Origin of the sequence: Puia sp., assembly GCF_035546395.1 — a bacterium.
In the GTDB taxonomy this organism is placed as follows: Bacteria; Bacteroidota; Bacteroidia; order Chitinophagales; family Chitinophagaceae; genus Puia.
Genome location: NZ_DASZXR010000014.1, coordinates 999,721 through 1,015,724 on the forward strand (window position 1 = coordinate 999,721; position 16,004 = coordinate 1,015,724).

General features: G+C 55.7%; 16 protein-coding genes. 7 read left to right on the forward strand and 9 right to left on the reverse strand.

All coding sequences use genetic code 11. From position 1 onward, the window contains the following. Position 1 precedes the first annotated feature (1 nt). Complete coding sequence (locus tag VHE34_RS16960) at positions 2-2,179, forward strand: FN3 associated domain-containing protein (RefSeq protein WP_325590038.1); 2,178 nt, start codon at positions 2-4, stop codon at positions 2,177-2,179. A 104-nt stretch (positions 2,180-2,283) separates the two neighbouring features. Next, positions 2,284-2,790, forward strand: coding sequence for a peptide-methionine (S)-S-oxide reductase MsrA (msrA, locus tag VHE34_RS16965; RefSeq protein WP_325590039.1), 507 nt, complete (start codon positions 2,284-2,286; stop codon positions 2,788-2,790). Positions 2,791-2,921: 131 nt separating this feature from the next. On the opposite strand, the gene VHE34_RS16970 is transcribed toward msrA, so the two are convergent. The 4 genes from VHE34_RS16970 to VHE34_RS16985 all read right to left on the reverse strand — a co-directional run bounded on the left by VHE34_RS16970 (position 2,922) and on the right by VHE34_RS16985 (position 6,670). After that, on the reverse strand, positions 2,922-3,683 hold the full coding sequence (locus VHE34_RS16970; protein ID WP_325590040.1) for an alpha/beta hydrolase: 762 nt from the start codon (positions 3,681-3,683) through the stop codon (positions 2,922-2,924). Between the two features lie 103 nt (positions 3,684-3,786). Further along, positions 3,787-4,257, reverse strand: coding sequence for a protease pro-enzyme activation domain-containing protein (locus VHE34_RS16975; RefSeq protein ID WP_325590041.1), 471 nt, complete (start codon positions 4,255-4,257; stop codon positions 3,787-3,789). Positions 4,258-4,259: 2 nt separating this feature from the next. Next, the gene (locus tag VHE34_RS16980; protein WP_325590042.1) at positions 4,260-6,311 is read right to left on the reverse strand and encodes a hypothetical protein; all 2,052 of its coding nucleotides are present in this window, start codon (positions 6,309-6,311) and stop codon (positions 4,260-4,262) included. After that, complete coding sequence (locus tag VHE34_RS16985; protein WP_325590043.1) at positions 6,311-6,670, reverse strand: MGMT family protein; 360 nt, start codon at positions 6,668-6,670, stop codon at positions 6,311-6,313. Before VHE34_RS16985 ends, VHE34_RS16980 begins: the two co-directional genes overlap by 1 nt. 195 nt (positions 6,671-6,865) lie before the next feature. On the opposite strand from VHE34_RS16985, the gene VHE34_RS16990 reads away from it, so the two are divergent. From VHE34_RS16990 to VHE34_RS17000, 3 genes are read left to right on the forward strand one after another with little or no spacing between them, the layout of a single operon-like run. Further along, positions 6,866-7,180 (forward strand): hypothetical protein, encoded by a 315-nt coding sequence (locus tag VHE34_RS16990; protein ID WP_325590044.1) that lies wholly within the window; start codon positions 6,866-6,868, stop codon positions 7,178-7,180. 53 nt (positions 7,181-7,233) lie between these two features. Then, on the forward strand, positions 7,234-8,214 hold the full coding sequence (locus VHE34_RS16995; protein ID WP_325590045.1) for a DUF2157 domain-containing protein: 981 nt from the start codon (positions 7,234-7,236) through the stop codon (positions 8,212-8,214). After that, entirely contained in the window at positions 8,201-9,343 is a 1,143-nt protein-coding gene (locus VHE34_RS17000; RefSeq protein ID WP_325590046.1) for a hypothetical protein, read from the forward strand. The genes VHE34_RS16995 and VHE34_RS17000 overlap by 14 nt, the downstream gene beginning before the upstream one ends. Here the strand turns inward: VHE34_RS17000 and VHE34_RS17005 are convergent. Continuing rightward, entirely contained in the window at positions 9,340-9,951 is a 612-nt protein-coding gene (locus VHE34_RS17005) for a peptidylprolyl isomerase (RefSeq protein WP_325590047.1), read from the reverse strand. The genes VHE34_RS17000 and VHE34_RS17005 overlap by 4 nt on opposite strands. A 172-nt stretch (positions 9,952-10,123) precedes the next feature. Here VHE34_RS17005 and VHE34_RS17010 point away from each other — a divergent pair, with 172 nt between their 5' ends. Beyond that, the gene (locus VHE34_RS17010) at positions 10,124-10,840 is read left to right on the forward strand and encodes a DUF1080 domain-containing protein (RefSeq protein WP_325590048.1); all 717 of its coding nucleotides are present in this window, start codon (positions 10,124-10,126) and stop codon (positions 10,838-10,840) included. Here VHE34_RS17010 and VHE34_RS17015 read toward each other — a convergent pair whose 3' ends face one another. Continuing rightward, a complete protein-coding gene (locus tag VHE34_RS17015; RefSeq protein WP_325590049.1) occupies positions 10,841-11,350 on the reverse strand; it encodes an OmpH family outer membrane protein in 510 nt (169 codons plus the stop codon). Between the two features lie 68 nt (positions 11,351-11,418). Further along, positions 11,419-12,780 carry a hypothetical protein gene (locus VHE34_RS17020; RefSeq protein ID WP_325590050.1) on the reverse strand — a complete coding sequence of 454 codons (1,362 nt, stop codon included), beginning with the start codon at positions 12,778-12,780 and terminating at the stop codon, positions 11,419-11,421. 41 nt (positions 12,781-12,821) lie between these two features. On the opposite strand from VHE34_RS17020, the gene VHE34_RS17025 reads away from it, so the two are divergent. Then, positions 12,822-13,457, forward strand: coding sequence for an HAD family phosphatase (locus tag VHE34_RS17025; RefSeq protein ID WP_325590051.1), 636 nt, complete (start codon positions 12,822-12,824; stop codon positions 13,455-13,457). On the opposite strand, the gene VHE34_RS17030 is transcribed toward VHE34_RS17025, so the two are convergent. Next, positions 13,446-14,648 carry an acyltransferase gene (locus VHE34_RS17030; protein WP_325590052.1) on the reverse strand — a complete coding sequence of 401 codons (1,203 nt, stop codon included), beginning with the start codon at positions 14,646-14,648 and terminating at the stop codon, positions 13,446-13,448. The genes VHE34_RS17025 and VHE34_RS17030 overlap by 12 nt on opposite strands. A gap of 37 nt (positions 14,649-14,685) precedes the next feature. Then, positions 14,686-15,972, reverse strand: coding sequence for a Xaa-Pro peptidase family protein (locus tag VHE34_RS17035; protein ID WP_325590053.1), 1,287 nt, complete (start codon positions 15,970-15,972; stop codon positions 14,686-14,688). Positions 15,973-16,004 lie beyond the last annotated feature (32 nt).

A 16,004-nucleotide genomic window follows, 5' to 3' on the forward strand; every position in this document is an offset into this window, starting at 1 on the left:
CATGACGAAATGGAAGCCCGCACCCGTACAAATATTGATCGCGCTCAATGCGATGCTGCTTTTCCTCGTCGTGCTGGATGATCAGCTCACGGTCCCTGCCTGGCTGCAGGTCATCGGAAGGCTGCATCCCATGGTCCTGCACTTCCCGATCGTACTCATCGTAGCGTATGCCCTTTGCCGTTGGCTTACCCCAAAAGAAGGAACTCCCGCGGCAGATTGGCTGCAACCCTTTGGCGACCGTCTTCTCCTCTGGGCCGCGGCCGCCGCCGTCCTTACCGCCCTGGCGGGCATCCTGCTTTCAAAAGAGGCCGCCTACGAAGGGTCGGCTCTTGCCTGGCATAAATGGACCGGAACGCTGACATCCGTGGCCCTCCTCACGCTCCTGCTCGCAAAAGACAGTCCCTCCATCGGAAAACAAAAACAAAAATGGATGGCTATCGCACCGCTGGGTATCGTGATCCTTGCCGGGCACCTGGGCGGCGATCTTACCCATGGAGCCGGCTATGTCCTCGCCCCGCTGCAATCGGGGAAGCCGGCCGCTCCCCCTTTCGAAGAAGCAATGGTCTACCAGGACCTGGTCCGTCCGGTCGTCGCCACGCGATGCATGCAATGTCATAACTCGGGCACCACAAAGGGTGGTCTGAATATGGAAGATCCGGCGCAATTCGCAAAAGGCGGAAGGAATGGGAAACCCTGGGACACGACGGCGGAAGGCATGGGTCTCCTGCTCACCCGGATCCATCTGCCGCCCGAAGACAAAATGCATATGCCGCCCGCCAACAAGACCCAGTTGACGGAACAGGAAGAAAAGATACTCTACGCCTGGATCAAAGACGGCGCACCTTTCGATAAAAAGGTCGTCGAACTCGCACCGGCCGATACATTACAGCTCATCGCCGCGAAGGTCCTGCGCAGCAACGAAGAGGAAACCTTCGATTTTTCGCCCGCCGACGAAAAGACTATCGCCGCCCTCCGGACCAATTACCGCGCCATCGCCCCGCTGGCCACTGCGTCACCGGCCCTCGCCGTCGATTTCTACGGCGCGGCGGTCTTCCAACCGAAACAACTGCAGGAACTATCCCCGCTAAAACAACAGATCGTCTCGCTGAACCTCGCCAGGATGCCACTGACCGACAAAGACCTTTCGGCTCTCGCCGCTTTCCGCAACCTGCGACAACTGAACCTGGACTTTACCCGCATCACCGGCGCGGGGCTCTCCTTCCTCACTCAACTGCCGAACCTGGCCAGCCTGAGCCTATCGGGTACGGCCATAAAAGGCGATGATCTCAAACAGCTGGCCGCCCTACCCTCCTTGCGTAAGCTGTATTGCTGGAAGACCGGCGTCCCCGACGACGTCGTCAAGGCCATCCGTCAACAAAGAAAGGACCTGCAGCTGATCACCGGCTTTAACGGCGATACGGTTCACATCAGGCTCAACCCTCCCCGTCTCGAGACCGAAGCCCGCATCATCCGCGATACCGGCATCATCATCCGGATGCGGCACTTCGTTCCCGGAACTACGATCCGTTATACGCTAGACGGTAAAGACCCGGACAGTGGCGGGCTGGTCTACTCGAAACCTTTCCCGTTGCTCGATCGCGGTATCTTTCACGCAAAGGCCTACAAACCCGGCTGGCTGGCAAGCGAACCTGTTTCTGCCAATTTTTACCTGCAGAAATATCCCCCGGACTCGATCCGCCTCCTGCTGCCCGTCGACTCCAACTATATGAAGTTCAAGCCCACCGTCCTCATCGATGCAGACAAAGGGGACCAGGGTTTCGGCAGCGGCAAATGGCTCGGGTTCCACAAGAACAGCCTCGAAGCACTTTTATACTACCGAAAGGCCGTGACAATAAAAGACGTCACCTTCTCATGCCTTGTGGATATGGGTTCCGAAATATTTCCACCCAAAAACCTCGAAGTATGGGCCGGACCGGATGAACGCCACCTCAAACGGCTCGGGACAATGGCTCCTCCCCAACCCGCTAGGCTGGCGCCTTCGTATCTGACCGACTATCGCATCGGATTTGCCCCGGTCACCGTCCGCTGTATAAAAGTGGTGGCCGATCGCGTGCGAGACCTCCCGGACTGGCACCCCAATAAAGAAAAGCCGCTGAAAGGAAAGCCCGTGAAGGAAAAACCGGCCTGGATCTTTTTTGACGAGCTGTTGGTGAACTGACGAAATGTCGCAAAACAGCCATGATATTCTTGCCAAAATCGTTGAAATACAGCGCTGCCCTACTTGGCACATTTCTGGCAACACTAGCGGTAATACTATAAATTATGAACACTGAAAAAGCCATTCTTGCCGGCGGCTGCTTCTGGGGAGTAGAAGAGTTGGTCCGGAGCCAGCCAGGCGTAGTCAAAACCACCGTAGGCTATACGGGTGGGGATGTCCCAAATGCCACTTATCGAAATCACGGCACCCATGCCGAAGCGATCCGCATCGAATTCGATCCTTCGAAGACCAGCTACCGCAAGCTGCTGGAGTTCTTCTTCCAGATACACGACCCCACCACGCGCAATCGCCAGGGGAATGATATCGGCTCATCTTATCGTTCCGCCATCTTCTATCTCGACGAGGATCAAATGAACGTCGCCAACCAGCTCATTTCCGAGCTCACTGCGGCGCATGTTTATTCCCGGCCGATCGTCACCGAAGTGGTCCCGGCCACGGAGTTCTGGGACGCCGAAGAAGAGCACCAGGACTATCTCCAGAAACATCCCTACGGATATACCTGCCACTACATCCGGCCGGACTGGAAATTACCGGCCGAAGCGGCTAAGTAAGACGCCGCCATTCAGGAGGCCGTCCAAAAAAATGAATGCCCGCCGAAAAGCGGGCATTTTGCTGTAAATGAAGATCCTCGAATAATAATTCTTTATTGGGGTGGGTGTACGCGACACCTTGCAAGGCGAGATCAATTAGCCCCCTTCGCCGCAGCCTCGATCACTTCCGCCACCTCTTTCGGGTGAGAAACGAATGCGAGATGGCTTGCCCCCTTGATCTCCGTCGTCTTTGTATTCGACCGTTGATACATGCGGCGAAGCAGCACGGGATTGATCGACTTATCTTCCGTGCCGATGACGCCCCAGCAAGGTTTTGTTTTCCAGGGAGCATGGGGCATCGGCCGGACAAATCCACTCGCCGCCACCGGTATCTGCGAGGCATACAAAAATTCGGCTTCACCGGCGGGGAGATCGGCACAGAAACCGGCATGGAACTTTGCCTTATCGAAATAGACAAGCCCGGCGGCGTCAGGAGGAAGGATGCCGCCGTTGGCGAGATCAGGTATGCCCGTGAGCAGCTGGACGAGGTTTTCGCCGGAATCCGGCTGAAAGGCATCCACATACACCAGGCCCCGGACCCGGTCGTCCGATCCGGCATCCGTGATGATCGATCCGCCATAGGAATGGCCGACCAGGATACAGGGCCCCGTCTCCCTGTCCATCGCCCGCTTGACGCTGGCCACATCGTCTTCCATGGAGCTGAGAGGATTCTGAACGATGGTCACATTATACCCTTTTGCCGAAAGGATCTTATAAACGCCCTGCCATCCCGAGCCGTCGGCAAAGGCCCCGTGAATGAGAAGGATGTTCTTTACACCAGCCGATTGAGCCACGAGTCCCTGGCCGGCGCCAAGCAGCGCCAACATTGCGATAAGAAAAACCGATTTTTTCATGTTGTTGAGTTTCCCTTCTCTTCACCAATCGGGTGCCAGTACATAACAAATTGAATATCAACGTCAAATAAAACACATGATCGTTCGCTTTGACGATATTTCGTCAAACGATGCGATGCCTGATCGGCGGGTCGTCGAGCCCAAATACCGCTTCGACGATTCCGGAAAGCTGTTTGGGGATATATATATGCCCTGTACGTCCCCGGTAGTCTCCCGCCGGGTGCCTATAATCAAGCAGCCGTACCCGGAAGGCCCTCTCCATTTCCGCCACCGAGCCCGAAAATTTCACCGTGCGGGTAGCAGCATCGGCATAACTGTTCTTCAAACCCAGTTGGATGTACATCCTGGTCACCGCATCGATATCTTCGGGCGAGGCGCCATAGTCATTGGCCAGCTGCTCCCGCGTCAACGGCGTCGATGCCGGACCGGGGGGATCGGGCAACGGCTGCTTTCTTCGCAGCTTCAACGTTACTTCGATGTCCTGGCGGGCATCGGCCGGACCGATCGCCTGTGCACCGGGAACAACGACCTGGTGACTGCCGGGGAGCGGTTCATATCCGGGAATTTCATCCATGATCAATGCGGCATTTGCTCTTTTACAAAAACCAGCTTCGGCTTCTCATCAACGGAAACAGTCACTGTTCCATTCACCACTTTTCTTGCGGTCGGAACGCCCCCCGGAGAATCGGCAGCAAAGTTTATCTCCGCTGCATCGCCTGCGACGTTTCCAAGTGCGAGCGAAAAAGCGGCGTCCCGCGATTCGTTATGTGTGGGTGAATAGATGAAATACGCCGCGGAGTCCGGTACCAGTGCGTTGCGGTATTTATAGACCCAGACAGCCCCCTTCTCACTGACAATCCTGTCCGGTGCATAGTCGGCCAGCCGGCTTTCAAAGGCGCTGATATAAAACCACGAAGGATAGGGCCGGATACTTCCGTCCGGCATCTCCCGCACTACGCCGCTGGTGAGATAAAGGCCCGGATCATCGGCCGGTTTGCTATCGCGGAGCCAGTAAAGGATATAGGCATCGAACCCCGAAAAGGCGGTCGCATTCATCGACCTCAGCAGGAAGACGGCCTGCGACTCTTCTTTGGAAAAACCCGGCACCAAGGGCGTGGACTGTCGCGTCTGCTGAGACTTGTCATAGCCGTTCTCTCCCAGGATACAGGGTACCCCGGGCGCCGTTCGTTCGGTAAAGGCCTTCACCCGCGCCAGCCGCCAGCGCAGGGAGTCCTCCTCCGGGGTAATACCGTGCTTATAATTGGTGCAATAATGATGATATTGGATCCCGCCTTTCCAGATGAAGGCTCCATCCTTGCGCAATGTGCTGCAAAGGAACCGGTACACTTTTACCCGGTTGGTATCGAGTTCGATCATCCCGGAAGTCATCAGCGCACTCCCGCTGTCGGCGTTGACGATGCCACAGCGTTTCCCCAACGCTCCCTCCGCCCCGTCATAGTCGGCATTGCTCTGGGCAAAATAAGCCATCGGGTTGCAATACCGTTCCCCCGCCCAGGTCGCGTCATCTTCATTGCCGTTCTCATAGAGCCGCATGGTTCCACGCCCTGCCAGCTTTGGCGAATGGTCGAGGGACAAAAGCGCGGTGTCCTGCTTTTGGGATCCGAACCACGCTGCAAGATGCCACATCATGCCGGCGTGCCGGGCATAGCTCATCGCGTCCTCGGGTTCCATACCCCACTGGGTCACCGGCCGTTCCTTCTTGTCCCTTTCATCCTTTATCATCCACAGCGGCAGTCCCTGCATCGTATACCACACCTGGTGATGGTTCTGCCTGACATTATCTTCCGGCCAGTAATAGTAGTTGTTGATGCCGCCGTTCCAAAAACCGAAATGCATCATATTGTATCGTACATCCGGCCAGGAATGGACCGTATCCCGGTCGAAATCGACGGCAAAGGAATAGAGCCGCGAATAATAGAACGGTTTCAGCCATTTCGGATCGATGATCCCGCTGAAATCGTTCACCCCCAAAAATTCCTTCATCGTTTTCCGCGTAAAGGGCGGATCGGAATAAGACCTGGCCACCGGCGGAGGCGGCACGCTGTCCGCGCAGCCATAGAGGACCATCTCGGTGATGGCCGTCTTCGGACTGCTGAAACGGATCATCAGGTATCTCGAAGTGTCATCCAGCGGGAATTTGCGCCAGCGACCCGATTCTAAAAGATCGATCGTGGTAAAAGCCGCTTTTGGTTTCCAATGGAGCATATCGCCGGTGTAGATCCAGACGCTGTCCCGGGAATGGCTGCGATCATAAAGGTAGGCGGCACTGAGCCGGTAGCTCGTTTGAAGATCGACGACGATGCGATTGCCCCTGCCCGCAGGGAAATAGATCGCCGCGTGCTCGGCCGGCTGGGGGTTTGTATGGGGCTGGTACCCCGTATTTGACCCGGCGCCGGGATCAACCAGCCCGTTCTCGTCAAAAAGCCGGAACGGATCGCCATTGCCCTCATCCGCATAGCCGTTGAGATCGTATACATTCTCTTTATACACGATGATCTTCTTCGGAGCGGGACAGGCCGTTGTGGGTGCTAAGCCGGGTGGACGGTCATTGCACGACAGACAGGAGAATGCCAGCAGCAGGGGAAAGATATACCGGTTGGAGATCATTATAGTTCTTTGGCGGGGTCCCAAAACAGGTTTTTAAAGTCAACCACCTTATCGCCCTTTATCTCGAAGCCCTCCCTCTCCAGCAATTTCTTTCGCCAATCCCGGTATTCACCGGTCAGCCGGCCGGTGCTGTTAATGACTCGCTGAAAGGGGATCGGGCGTTTCTTGTCATCGGCCGTCCGCATGGCCCGGCCCACCATTCGCGGATTGGGCAGATCGAGGACCGCGGAGATCGCGCCGTAGGTGGTCACCCTTCCGCGGGGAATTTGCCGGACCACGTCGTGGATGAGATCGGCGAGGGACCCCTCTTTCTTTCCCGACGGACTTACCGCGATAAGCCGCTCTTTCTTTTTTGCCATACCGAAAAGGTATTAATTTTCAGGCAAAAAATAAACCCCTGTAGAAACAGGGGTCGTAACCAAAACTAACTGCTTATGAGAAAATTGACTGCTTAAAAACTATGTAATAACGTAATTATTACAACCCAAAGGTACGCCCGTTGCGAATAATATCATGTTGCGACACTGTTAATATCCCAATAACGAAACGTTAAAATGAAACCACTCTGGATCACACTGACAATCATTATTCTATCGACACGTGCGGACGCACAGCAGCAGGACACGGTCGCTACGCGCGTCAAATGGACATGGAAATTGCCCCAACCGGTTCGGGCGGGATGGAAGAATTGCCCGTATTCCAGCTGGAAGATAGTTGGTATTAGAAGACTCGTGACGCATGGCGATACCCTGTATACGATCCATGTGGCGCTATACCAGGCGCTCGGACCCGATGACGCAGATATCGCCGAAGAAGACCGCTTGTATTTCTCATCAACGGGGAAACTTTGGAAGGTACGGAAATTATAAGCCGATGGACCGCAGGATTGGATTTACGCGGTTTTTGTATTAGCTTGGGAGACATGCATCGCGCTACATTTAAAAAGCTTCACGCCGAAGGTCTTATCTCCGACGCTTCGCTGCAGCAAATGGAAGTCTTCGAGAACAACCGGCTTTTCTCCCTTTTCTGGGAACTACGGACCCTGCTCTATCTCGGCGTCCTGCTTTTGACGGGTGGTCTGGGCATCCTGGTCTATAAGAACATCGACACCATCGGCCACCAGGCCGTCCTCGCATTCATCGCGGCGGTAACGGCCGGTTGCTTTTTCTATTGCTGGCGGAAGAAGACGCCCTTCAATTGGCGATATGTTTCCGCCCCCACCCCCTTCTTCGATTATATCTTACTATTGGGGTGTCTCAGCCTGCTGATCTTTCTCGGTTATCTTCAATATGCTTATGATGTGTTCGGCGACAATTACGGCCTGGCCACTTTCGTTCCCATGGTGATCCTCTTCGCCACCGCTTACCTGTTTGATCACATCGGCGTGCTGAGCCTGGCGATCACCAATCTGGCGGCCTGGGCCGGCATCGCGATCACCCCCCTGACGATCCTCAAGGCCGGGAATTTCGGCGATCCCCATCTCCTCTTTACCGGTCTCCTGCTGGGTGCCGTCCTGGTGGCAGCCGGGAGACTGACCGAACTGCGCCGGCTAAAAGCGCATTTCAGCCCGGTCTACTTCAATTTTGGCGGGCATCTTTTCTTTATCGCTGCGCTGACGCGCCTTTTCGAATTTCACAAACTTTGGTTTCTCTGGTTCCTCGGGCTGACAGGCGCCGCCTTCTTTTTCTATATCCAGGCGATGGTCCGCCGTAACTTTTACTACGTGGTCGTCCTGATCCTCTATGCCTATATCGCACTTTGCGGTGTGGTGATCCGGTCGATGGACCTGGCGAACAACGACGCATTCGGCCTCCTTTGCCTCTATTTTATCGGCTCAGCCATCGGCATCATCTTTCTGCTGATCCACATCAACCGCAAACTGAATGCCCATGATCGCGTATGATCGACAATCCCTCGACAACCTGGACCTGCAACAACATGCAAGGGAAGCCTTTGAGAAAGGCCTCATCACCCTGGAAGAATATGATCGCATCCGTGCAACCTATCCCTATTCCTTCTATCTTCCCAACTTCTTTATCCGGTTGGGCCTCTTTGTTGTTACCGTTATTGCCGCGGCCGCCGTACTGGGATTGTTTCTTCTTGGAGGAATGGAAGGGCAGTCGACACTTATTTTGGGAAGTATCACCATCCTTGTCCTGGAGCTTTTTATCCACCAGCGAAAAATGAACGGTTCGGGTGTGGATGACGCCCTCTTATGGGTCGCGGTCATCCTTTTTTTGGCTGGCATCGATTTTATCGGCACCACGAGAATTACGCCGGCCGTAGAAAGCGGGCTCGTTCTTGTCCTTGCCTGTATCGCTGTCTTAAGGTACGCCGACCATGGAATGACGCTCGCCGCCTATGGCGCCTTTCTCTGCCTCGTCTTTTTCACCGTCGGCAAATGGGGACCCGTCGCACGGGCGCTGCTGCCCTTTCTGGTGATGAGCCTTTCCATCGGATGCTATTTCCTTTTTACTGGGTTATATATCAAGACTGCATTCCGGCATTACCGATCCTGCCTGTACCTTTTGCGCCTGACCACCCTTCTTAGCCTTTATGCGTCCGGAAACTATTATGTCGTTCACGAGCTGAACGGGACGATCGCGGGAGGCGGCGGGCCGATCTCGCTCGCCTGGCTTTGGTGGTCACTCACCGCGATCATCCCCGTCTTCTATATTGTAAAAGGAGTGCAGAAGAAAGACGTCCTGTGGTTATGGACGGGGATGGGTCTGGTGGCCGCGTCGATCCTCACCGTCCGGTATTATTACCACCTGCTTCCGACGGAGATCGCCATGCTCATTGGGGGAATCGTACTGATCGCCGGCGTATACGGGTTAACGCGCTGGCTGCGGACGCCAAAACACGGTTTCACCGCAGCCGCTGCCGGCCAACCCCATCCGCTGGCCGATGGGCTGGTCGAAGGATTGATCATCGCCGAAAGCTTTAGAGAGGTTGCCGTTCAACCTGCCGATGGCGGCACCCACTTTGGCGGCGGAGATACCGGGGGCGGTGGGGCCGGCAGTCAATATTAGCGCCCATTGGCACGCAGCACGATAGCCACCTTCTTATCGTCGTCGTCATAGGTCTTCTTGACGATGTAATGCCAGTTGCGCTCGGACACATCCACAAAGAATATCTCACCCTTTTGATGCGCCTTTACGGCATCCTGGAACTCCTTCGGCATCTGCTCTTCACCAAAGAACCAGCCGGTATCTCCATGGGTGGTGTTGCCGTCCATTGTGTATTCATCTGAAAGCTGGTTCCAGTCGGCGCCCTTCGACGCCTTGCTCACGATGATCTTTTTCAGGCTGTCGATCTGCGTCTGCGACAGGCTTCCGCCATCCAAAAAGATATAGCTGGCCCGGTATTGAACCTTCTCGGTGCTTTCCAACACCTTATACGTAACATACCCCACCGAAAAAACATCCCCCTGGTTTTGGCGCAGCAGCCGCTTGTCGATCAGCGAGCTATCCTTCAGGGAATTCAGGTTGAGGATGGCGGGCTTGAGCTTGGGATTGGCGTCCGCCCATTGCTGTGCCTGCTGTACCGTAGTGATCTTCGCGAATTGGTCGTGTACCTCATTTTGTGCAAAAGCCGAAGAAGAAAAGAGCAAGAGAATGCCCAGGAAATTATTTTTCATATTGTTATTTTACCCGGTATGAAGTTAGCGATTTTTTAATCCTATACGCGCGTTTCGACCCAAGTGTTGCCTGTCCGGACGCCCCCAGCCACCCCGCCGCCATTTTTTAGCACATTTTACTATGTTTCAAGCAGATAATATTCTCTAAATTGACCCCTCAAAATCACGATCAATGAAAAGAATGACGGTCCTCTCAGCCCTGGTCCTCGCGGGCAATCTCGTATTCGCACAAACGCCCAACACGCTCACCAGGCAGGAGAAGAAAGAAGGTTGGAAACTGCTCTTCGACGGCAAAACCACCAAGGGCTGGCATACCTACCTGCGCGATACAGTCGGTTCGAAATGGCAGGTCCAGGACGGGGTGCTTGTCTTCGACCCCTCCAAGCCCCAGAATGGCGGCGGCGATATCGTCACCAATGGCGTATACGAGAACTTCGAGCTGCAACTCCAATGGCGTATCTCCAAAGGCGGCAACAGCGGGATCATCTTCGACGTTCAGGAAGATCCCAAATACAGCGCGACCTATCTCACCGGCCCGGAAATGCAGGTACTAGACAATAAGGACGCCGAGGACAACAAGAAGCAAAACCATCTCGCCGGCTGTCTCTACGACATGTCCGGGGACTCGACAGTGTCCCATCCCAAGACGCCCGGCGAATGGAACCAGGTTCGGCTGATCCAGGACAAAGGCCATCTTACCTTTTACCTCAACGGGATAAAGACCTTCGAAGGCCAGATCGGCAGCGAAGGATGGAACAACATGGTCGCTCACAGCAAATTTGCCAACAAGGCCTTTGCCGACTTCGCCAAGGTCGCCAAGGGGCATATCGCGCTGCAACAGCACCCCGGCTCCAGCGGCTGGCGCAATATCAAGATCCGGCAGCTGTAGTTATAGAAGCCCCAACTTCTTCTTCACCAACGGAAGAATATCGGCCGAAGGCGGATAGACATGCAGGCCTTCTTTTTCGAAGACGAACGCAAAGCCGTTCTCTTTGGACACCTGCTGGATAGCGTCCTCGGCCTTTTTTTGTATGGGCTGCAGCAAGGCTGTTCTCTTTTGATTGAAGAGGGCGCCGGCCTCCTGGTCGTAGCCCTGTAGCTTGCCCAGCAGCTGAGCGAGGCTTTGCCGCTTGAGGTTCAGAATGGGCTTCGTGTATTTCGCCGTGTCAGCGGAACTCAGGAAGCGGGCCTGCTCGCTATACTCCGCCTGGTAAGCTTGGAACTGCTGCTCGAGCTCGGTCTTGTACTTAGCCAGCGTGCTGTCGGCCTTCTTCGTCTCAGGCATTGCATCAATCACCTCAGACATACTCACACAACCGGTCTTGCCTTGCGCTGCCGAGCGGGTAGCAAAGGAGAAAAGCGCACCGGTAAATAGCAGGATAAAAGCAGTTTTGTTCATGTCAGGTATTTTCCTAAATATACGAACCAGTTCGTACAGCGTCACCCTGACGCAAGCCGCTTTAACATTTATTTCACCATCCTACTCTCCAACTGCGCGATCGCACCCGCCCCAAGCCCCTTCTGAAACTCAGGCTGCGCACTCAACCGCGCACGATCCTTGAACCCAAGGGAAATAGCCTTTTGGAGATCGGCCTGCGCAACAGCCGCGTGCCCCTCGCGAATATCGAGTACCGCCGAAAAATACCAGGCTTCACTGTTGCCGGGATCGGCCATTTTATACAGCTCGACAAAATGCCGGGCGGGATCATTTCGCCCGGCTCCGATCATCTGGTTGCTGATGGAATAGAAGGCAAGCGAAAGATAAGCGATCAGCCGCTGGTACATCCCTTTTTCGGCACCGGCCGCCTCCGCGCCGGATTCCAGCTGCCGGATCGTCTGCTGCCAGTATTTGTTATCTCCCTGCTGGAACTCGTTCATGAACTCGGATTTGCGAGCCGCCTCCCGCGCAAAGGTCGCGTCGCGGGCCTGCTGCTGCCGCTTATATTTCGGGTCACTGTCAAGCGCAGCCGCTTTCCGCCGGAAGCCATCCGCCTCGGGCGTCAGTCCGTCGAGATAGCTGGCGGCCACCCGGCAGGCTTGTTCGGCACGGATGTATTCGCCCGCACGGATCGCCATCTCCACCCTGCTTTTATCGGCCGCGATGATCCGGCGGACAAAGGCGGGGTCCTGCGGCAACACCCGGTCATGCATGGCCTCCAGCTGCCAGCCGGCAAAGGCCCGGTCCATCACGGGCAGCGGCGCCCAGTCATGCTTGCCGTCGAATCCAATCAACCGATGACGTGTTTGCGTCTTGTCGAGGGCCGCGCTGACAGCCGCCAGTTCGGTAAGATTCATATCCCCCTCCCCTGCCAGCACGGTGAAACTAAAGGGAAAATTGTCCGCGGAGACCCCATCGGGCAGCCCCGCGCCGCCGGCAATAACACCCCTTATCCCCGGGTGCTGGATCGCTACATAGCTCGCCACCTTCGCGCCGCCGGAGAAGCCGCAGACATACAGGCGACGCTCATCGATCTTCAACCGTTCCCGGACATCGGAAAAGAGCTTGTTCCAGATATTTTCCGTCTTTGGCCAGTCATTCCCATTTTTCGAATTATTGCTGCCCACAAGGATGAACCCATAGGCCTCTCCAAGTGTTCTATACCTGTTCAACGGCAATGATCCTTCGCCGTGAGGGTCGAAGAAGAAGACAACGGGCAATGCCTTCCCATTGCCCTTCAGGGGAATGTACAGAGCGTAACTCTGGGTACCGTCGGCTTTGCAGATCACCGCGTTCTCGACCTTGCCCGGAACAGGGACGGGCAGGCCCTGTTGCGCATTCGAGGAAATATACAAGGCCAGAAGCGACAGGAATAGCGTTGTCCGTTTCATAGCCTAAAATTATTACTTTGCAGACATTAAAATCAACAGCAATGGCAAACAATTCGACGACTGCCCGCGTGACGGCTCTCTTCCTCGACATCGGCGGCGTTATGCTGACCAATGGATGGGACCGGCGTTCACGCGAGGCTGCGGCAAAGAAGTTCGGACTGGACCTCGACGAGCTAAACGACCGTCATCGCATGACCTTCGACACCTATGAGGCCGGCAAGCTAAGCCTCGACGAATATCTCCGGCGGACGGTGTTCTGCAAGGAACAACCCTTCACTATGGAGCAGTTCAAAACATTTATGTACGACCAGTCACAGGCCTACCCGGAGATGATCGATCTTGTAAAGGCGCTGAAGGCCAGGTACGGACTGAAGATCGCCGTTGTCAACAACGAAGGCCGCGAGCTGAATGAGCACCGGATCAGCACCTTCCGTCTCGGCGATTTCGTTGACTTTTTCATCTCCTCCTGCTTTGTTCATTTCCGGAAGCCGGATGCGGATATCTGGAAAGTGGCGCTCGATATCGCGCAGATCCCCGCCGAAGAGGTCGTTTATATCGACGACCGGCCCATGTTCGTGCAGGTGGCGCAGGGCCTTGGCTTACGGGGTATCGTCCATAATCACAAGAACGTGGCGCTGACAAGGGATGGGCTTGCAGCAATGGGGCTAAGCCTGTGATACGACGCCATCCTGCCCGTCATCCTTGCCGGCCCTCACCCAACGGACCAATTTCACCATCGCCGGCTGGAAATGCGACTCCATAAAATATGCCAGCAACGCCACGCAGGGAATGCTGGTCAACAGGTACGGAACCGGCCGATGGGGAAGAAACCGGGCACAAACCATCAAGACCGGCAGGTGCCCGATATACAGGGAATAAGAATATTTCCCGAAGATGAGACCCAATCGCCCGACGACCGGGAGAATATAGGGCTTAAGCCATCGGGTCCGCAGCAAATGGTAGACCGATACAATCCCCGGCGGCAATACGATGCAAACCAGTTCCGCCGCCCGCGAAATATCCGGCTGACGGACCAGCGCCGTGACGAGCAGCAGGTAGACGCCCGCCGGGAACAGGATGGAGGCCTTCCGGGCGCCGGCCCTGTCCTGCAGGCAATAGCGAAAAAATGGAATGGCCGTCAACGCAAAAAGGAAATCCTTGAAAGGATCGGACCAGGGAAGCTCCCAGGGCAGATTGACCCTCGAAAGCAAGGCCAGGGACCCTAAACTCAACGCCGCCGCGTAGCCGTCGAAATAAAAATATTGACGGTACTCATATACATAATAACCGACCAGCCAGATTGCGGAGAACCCGAGCATGGAAACGCATTGGTCCACCACCCCGATATGGGTGAGGTGGTAACACAACGGAAGCATCACCAGCGAAACGAGAAGCCACCCTTTCATCCTCCTCTTTTGATCGGCGCCGATCATCAAAATAAATACAAGGTAAAAGAACATCTCATAGCTTAGGCTCCATACCGCCGCATTCCCCCGGACGGATTTGGCGATAAATCCCTGGAGTGTGCTCAACATGAATACATTGCCTAATATCTGGCCCAGGCCGGGAACTGACCGGCTGACGAACAAGGTCACAAGAATGCCAAGCAGCAGCCCCAGTAAGAATTGCGGCCACAGACGCATCAGCCGGTTCAGGAAAAACTCAGACCGCGACCGTGGCTTCCGGCTTTGCGAGATATTGATCACGCTGCCGGACAAAATAAAGAATATGATCACGGAGTCCGACCCGATGATCGCCGCCGAGTGCCGGCGAAGGACGGCTCCCGACAAATAGGCTTCCGCCAGATGGAAAAGGAAAACGGATAATGCTGCCATGCCCCTGACGCACTCCAGGTACATTTTCTTCATTACTGCAAAATAGTAAAAACCGGCAAGACTCGCAACATCAGGAAGCGAACGGCTGGTCGATCGACGGACTCGGCTGCGAGAACCAGCGCGGCCCATCTTCCGTCATATAGGCACAGTCCTCCAGCCGCATCCCGAATTCCCCATATATAGCCACCATCGGCTCGACGCTGAAGCACATGCCGGGTTGCAACGGTGTCTTATTCCCCATGACCATATTCCCCCATTCGTGGATGTCCATGCCGATTCCGTGACCCGTCCGGTGCGGCAGACCGGGGATCTTATAGCCGGGACCGAACCCCGCGTCGGTGATGACTTTACGTGCCGCCAGATCGACGTTCTCGCAGGGGGCCCCGACTTTCGCCGCGGCGAACCCCGCCGCCTGAGCCCGTTTTTCCAGCTCCCAGACCTCCCGCTGGCGTTTGGTCGGTTCGGCGCCAAAGACGATACACCGGCTGATATCCGAACAATAACCCTGGACCTTGCACCCATCGTCCATCAGGACGACATCCCCCTTCTGGAGGTGCTGGGTCTGGATGCTGCCATGCGGGAATGCCGAGGCCTGGCCAAAATTCGCGCTGAGACCGCCCCGGACACCCAGCCGCGAAAACGCGTTCTCGGCCGTCGAGGAGAAATCTGCCGGTGTCATGCCCTCATGCAACAGCGCGATACAGGCCTTATAGGCGGCAACGGTGATATCATTGGCCTTTTGCATCAGCGCCAGCTCGGCAGGGGACTTGATCATCCGGCAGGTTGCCGTTACCGGGTCGGCACTGACGTAGTTGAGCTGCGGCGCCTCTTTTCTGAGGCCGTCAAAGATGAAAAATCGCACCCGCTCCTCGACCCCCACCGTCCCGGTACGGATGCCAAAATCCTTTACTATTCCCGCCATCACCTTATAGGGACTCTCATGCTCCTCCCAAACCCGGACCTCGGTGCCGATCGTGATCAGCTCGCGTAGCCGCTCGGCCTCGAATGCCGGGCAAACATATTTTACATCACCATACGCAGGAACGATCGCGACCATCGGCCGCTCGCTGGCCCCCCAGCCCATCCCGGTAAAATAGACCATGGAAGTACCCGAATCCAGCAGGATCGCGTCGATCTTGTTCTCTCCCATCAGCCGCTGAGCCTTTTGGATCCTTCCCTTCCGTTCCTCGAGGGTGATGGGGACCACGTCCCCGGTCATGGGTTGCAAGGCCTCCAAAACGACAGCAGCTGGGCGGGCGCCGGCTTCGAGCCCGGCTACCGGCAGCCCGGACAACAACACCCCGCCCAGGGAACTGCCGGCGGAAAGACGAAGAAAATCGCGACGCTTTATTGACATATTAACAAGGGTTTGGGATGGAAGGTAATGAT

Bases quoted from the DNA above. Each gene is read 5' to 3' on its own strand.
- VHE34_RS16960 (WP_325590038.1), top strand. From the start codon at position 2: ATGACGAAATGGAAGCCCGCACCCGTACAAATATTGATCGCGCTCAAT.
- msrA (WP_325590039.1), top strand. From the start codon at position 2,284: ATGAACACTGAAAAAGCCATTCTTGCCGGCGGCTGCTTCTGGGGAGTA.
- VHE34_RS16970 (WP_325590040.1), bottom strand. From the start codon at position 3,683: ATGAAAAAATCGGTTTTTCTTATCGCAATGTTGGCGCTGCTTGGCGCC.
- VHE34_RS16975 (WP_325590041.1), bottom strand. From the start codon at position 4,257: ATGGATGAAATTCCCGGATATGAACCGCTCCCCGGCAGTCACCAGGTC.
- VHE34_RS16980 (WP_325590042.1), bottom strand. From the start codon at position 6,311: ATGATCTCCAACCGGTATATCTTTCCCCTGCTGCTGGCATTCTCCTGT.
- VHE34_RS16985 (WP_325590043.1), bottom strand. From the start codon at position 6,670: ATGGCAAAAAAGAAAGAGCGGCTTATCGCGGTAAGTCCGTCGGGAAAG.
- VHE34_RS16990 (WP_325590044.1), top strand. From the start codon at position 6,866: ATGAAACCACTCTGGATCACACTGACAATCATTATTCTATCGACACGT.
- VHE34_RS16995 (WP_325590045.1), top strand. From the start codon at position 7,234: ATGCATCGCGCTACATTTAAAAAGCTTCACGCCGAAGGTCTTATCTCC.
- VHE34_RS17000 (WP_325590046.1), top strand. From the start codon at position 8,201: ATGATCGCGTATGATCGACAATCCCTCGACAACCTGGACCTGCAACAA.
- VHE34_RS17005 (WP_325590047.1), bottom strand. From the start codon at position 9,951: ATGAAAAATAATTTCCTGGGCATTCTCTTGCTCTTTTCTTCTTCGGCT.
- VHE34_RS17010 (WP_325590048.1), top strand. From the start codon at position 10,124: ATGAAAAGAATGACGGTCCTCTCAGCCCTGGTCCTCGCGGGCAATCTC.
- VHE34_RS17015 (WP_325590049.1), bottom strand. From the start codon at position 11,350: ATGAACAAAACTGCTTTTATCCTGCTATTTACCGGTGCGCTTTTCTCC.
- VHE34_RS17020 (WP_325590050.1), bottom strand. From the start codon at position 12,780: ATGAAACGGACAACGCTATTCCTGTCGCTTCTGGCCTTGTATATTTCC.
- VHE34_RS17025 (WP_325590051.1), top strand. From the start codon at position 12,822: ATGGCAAACAATTCGACGACTGCCCGCGTGACGGCTCTCTTCCTCGAC.
- VHE34_RS17030 (WP_325590052.1), bottom strand. From the start codon at position 14,648: ATGAAGAAAATGTACCTGGAGTGCGTCAGGGGCATGGCAGCATTATCC.
- VHE34_RS17035 (WP_325590053.1), bottom strand. From the start codon at position 15,972: ATGTCAATAAAGCGTCGCGATTTTCTTCGTCTTTCCGCCGGCAGTTCC.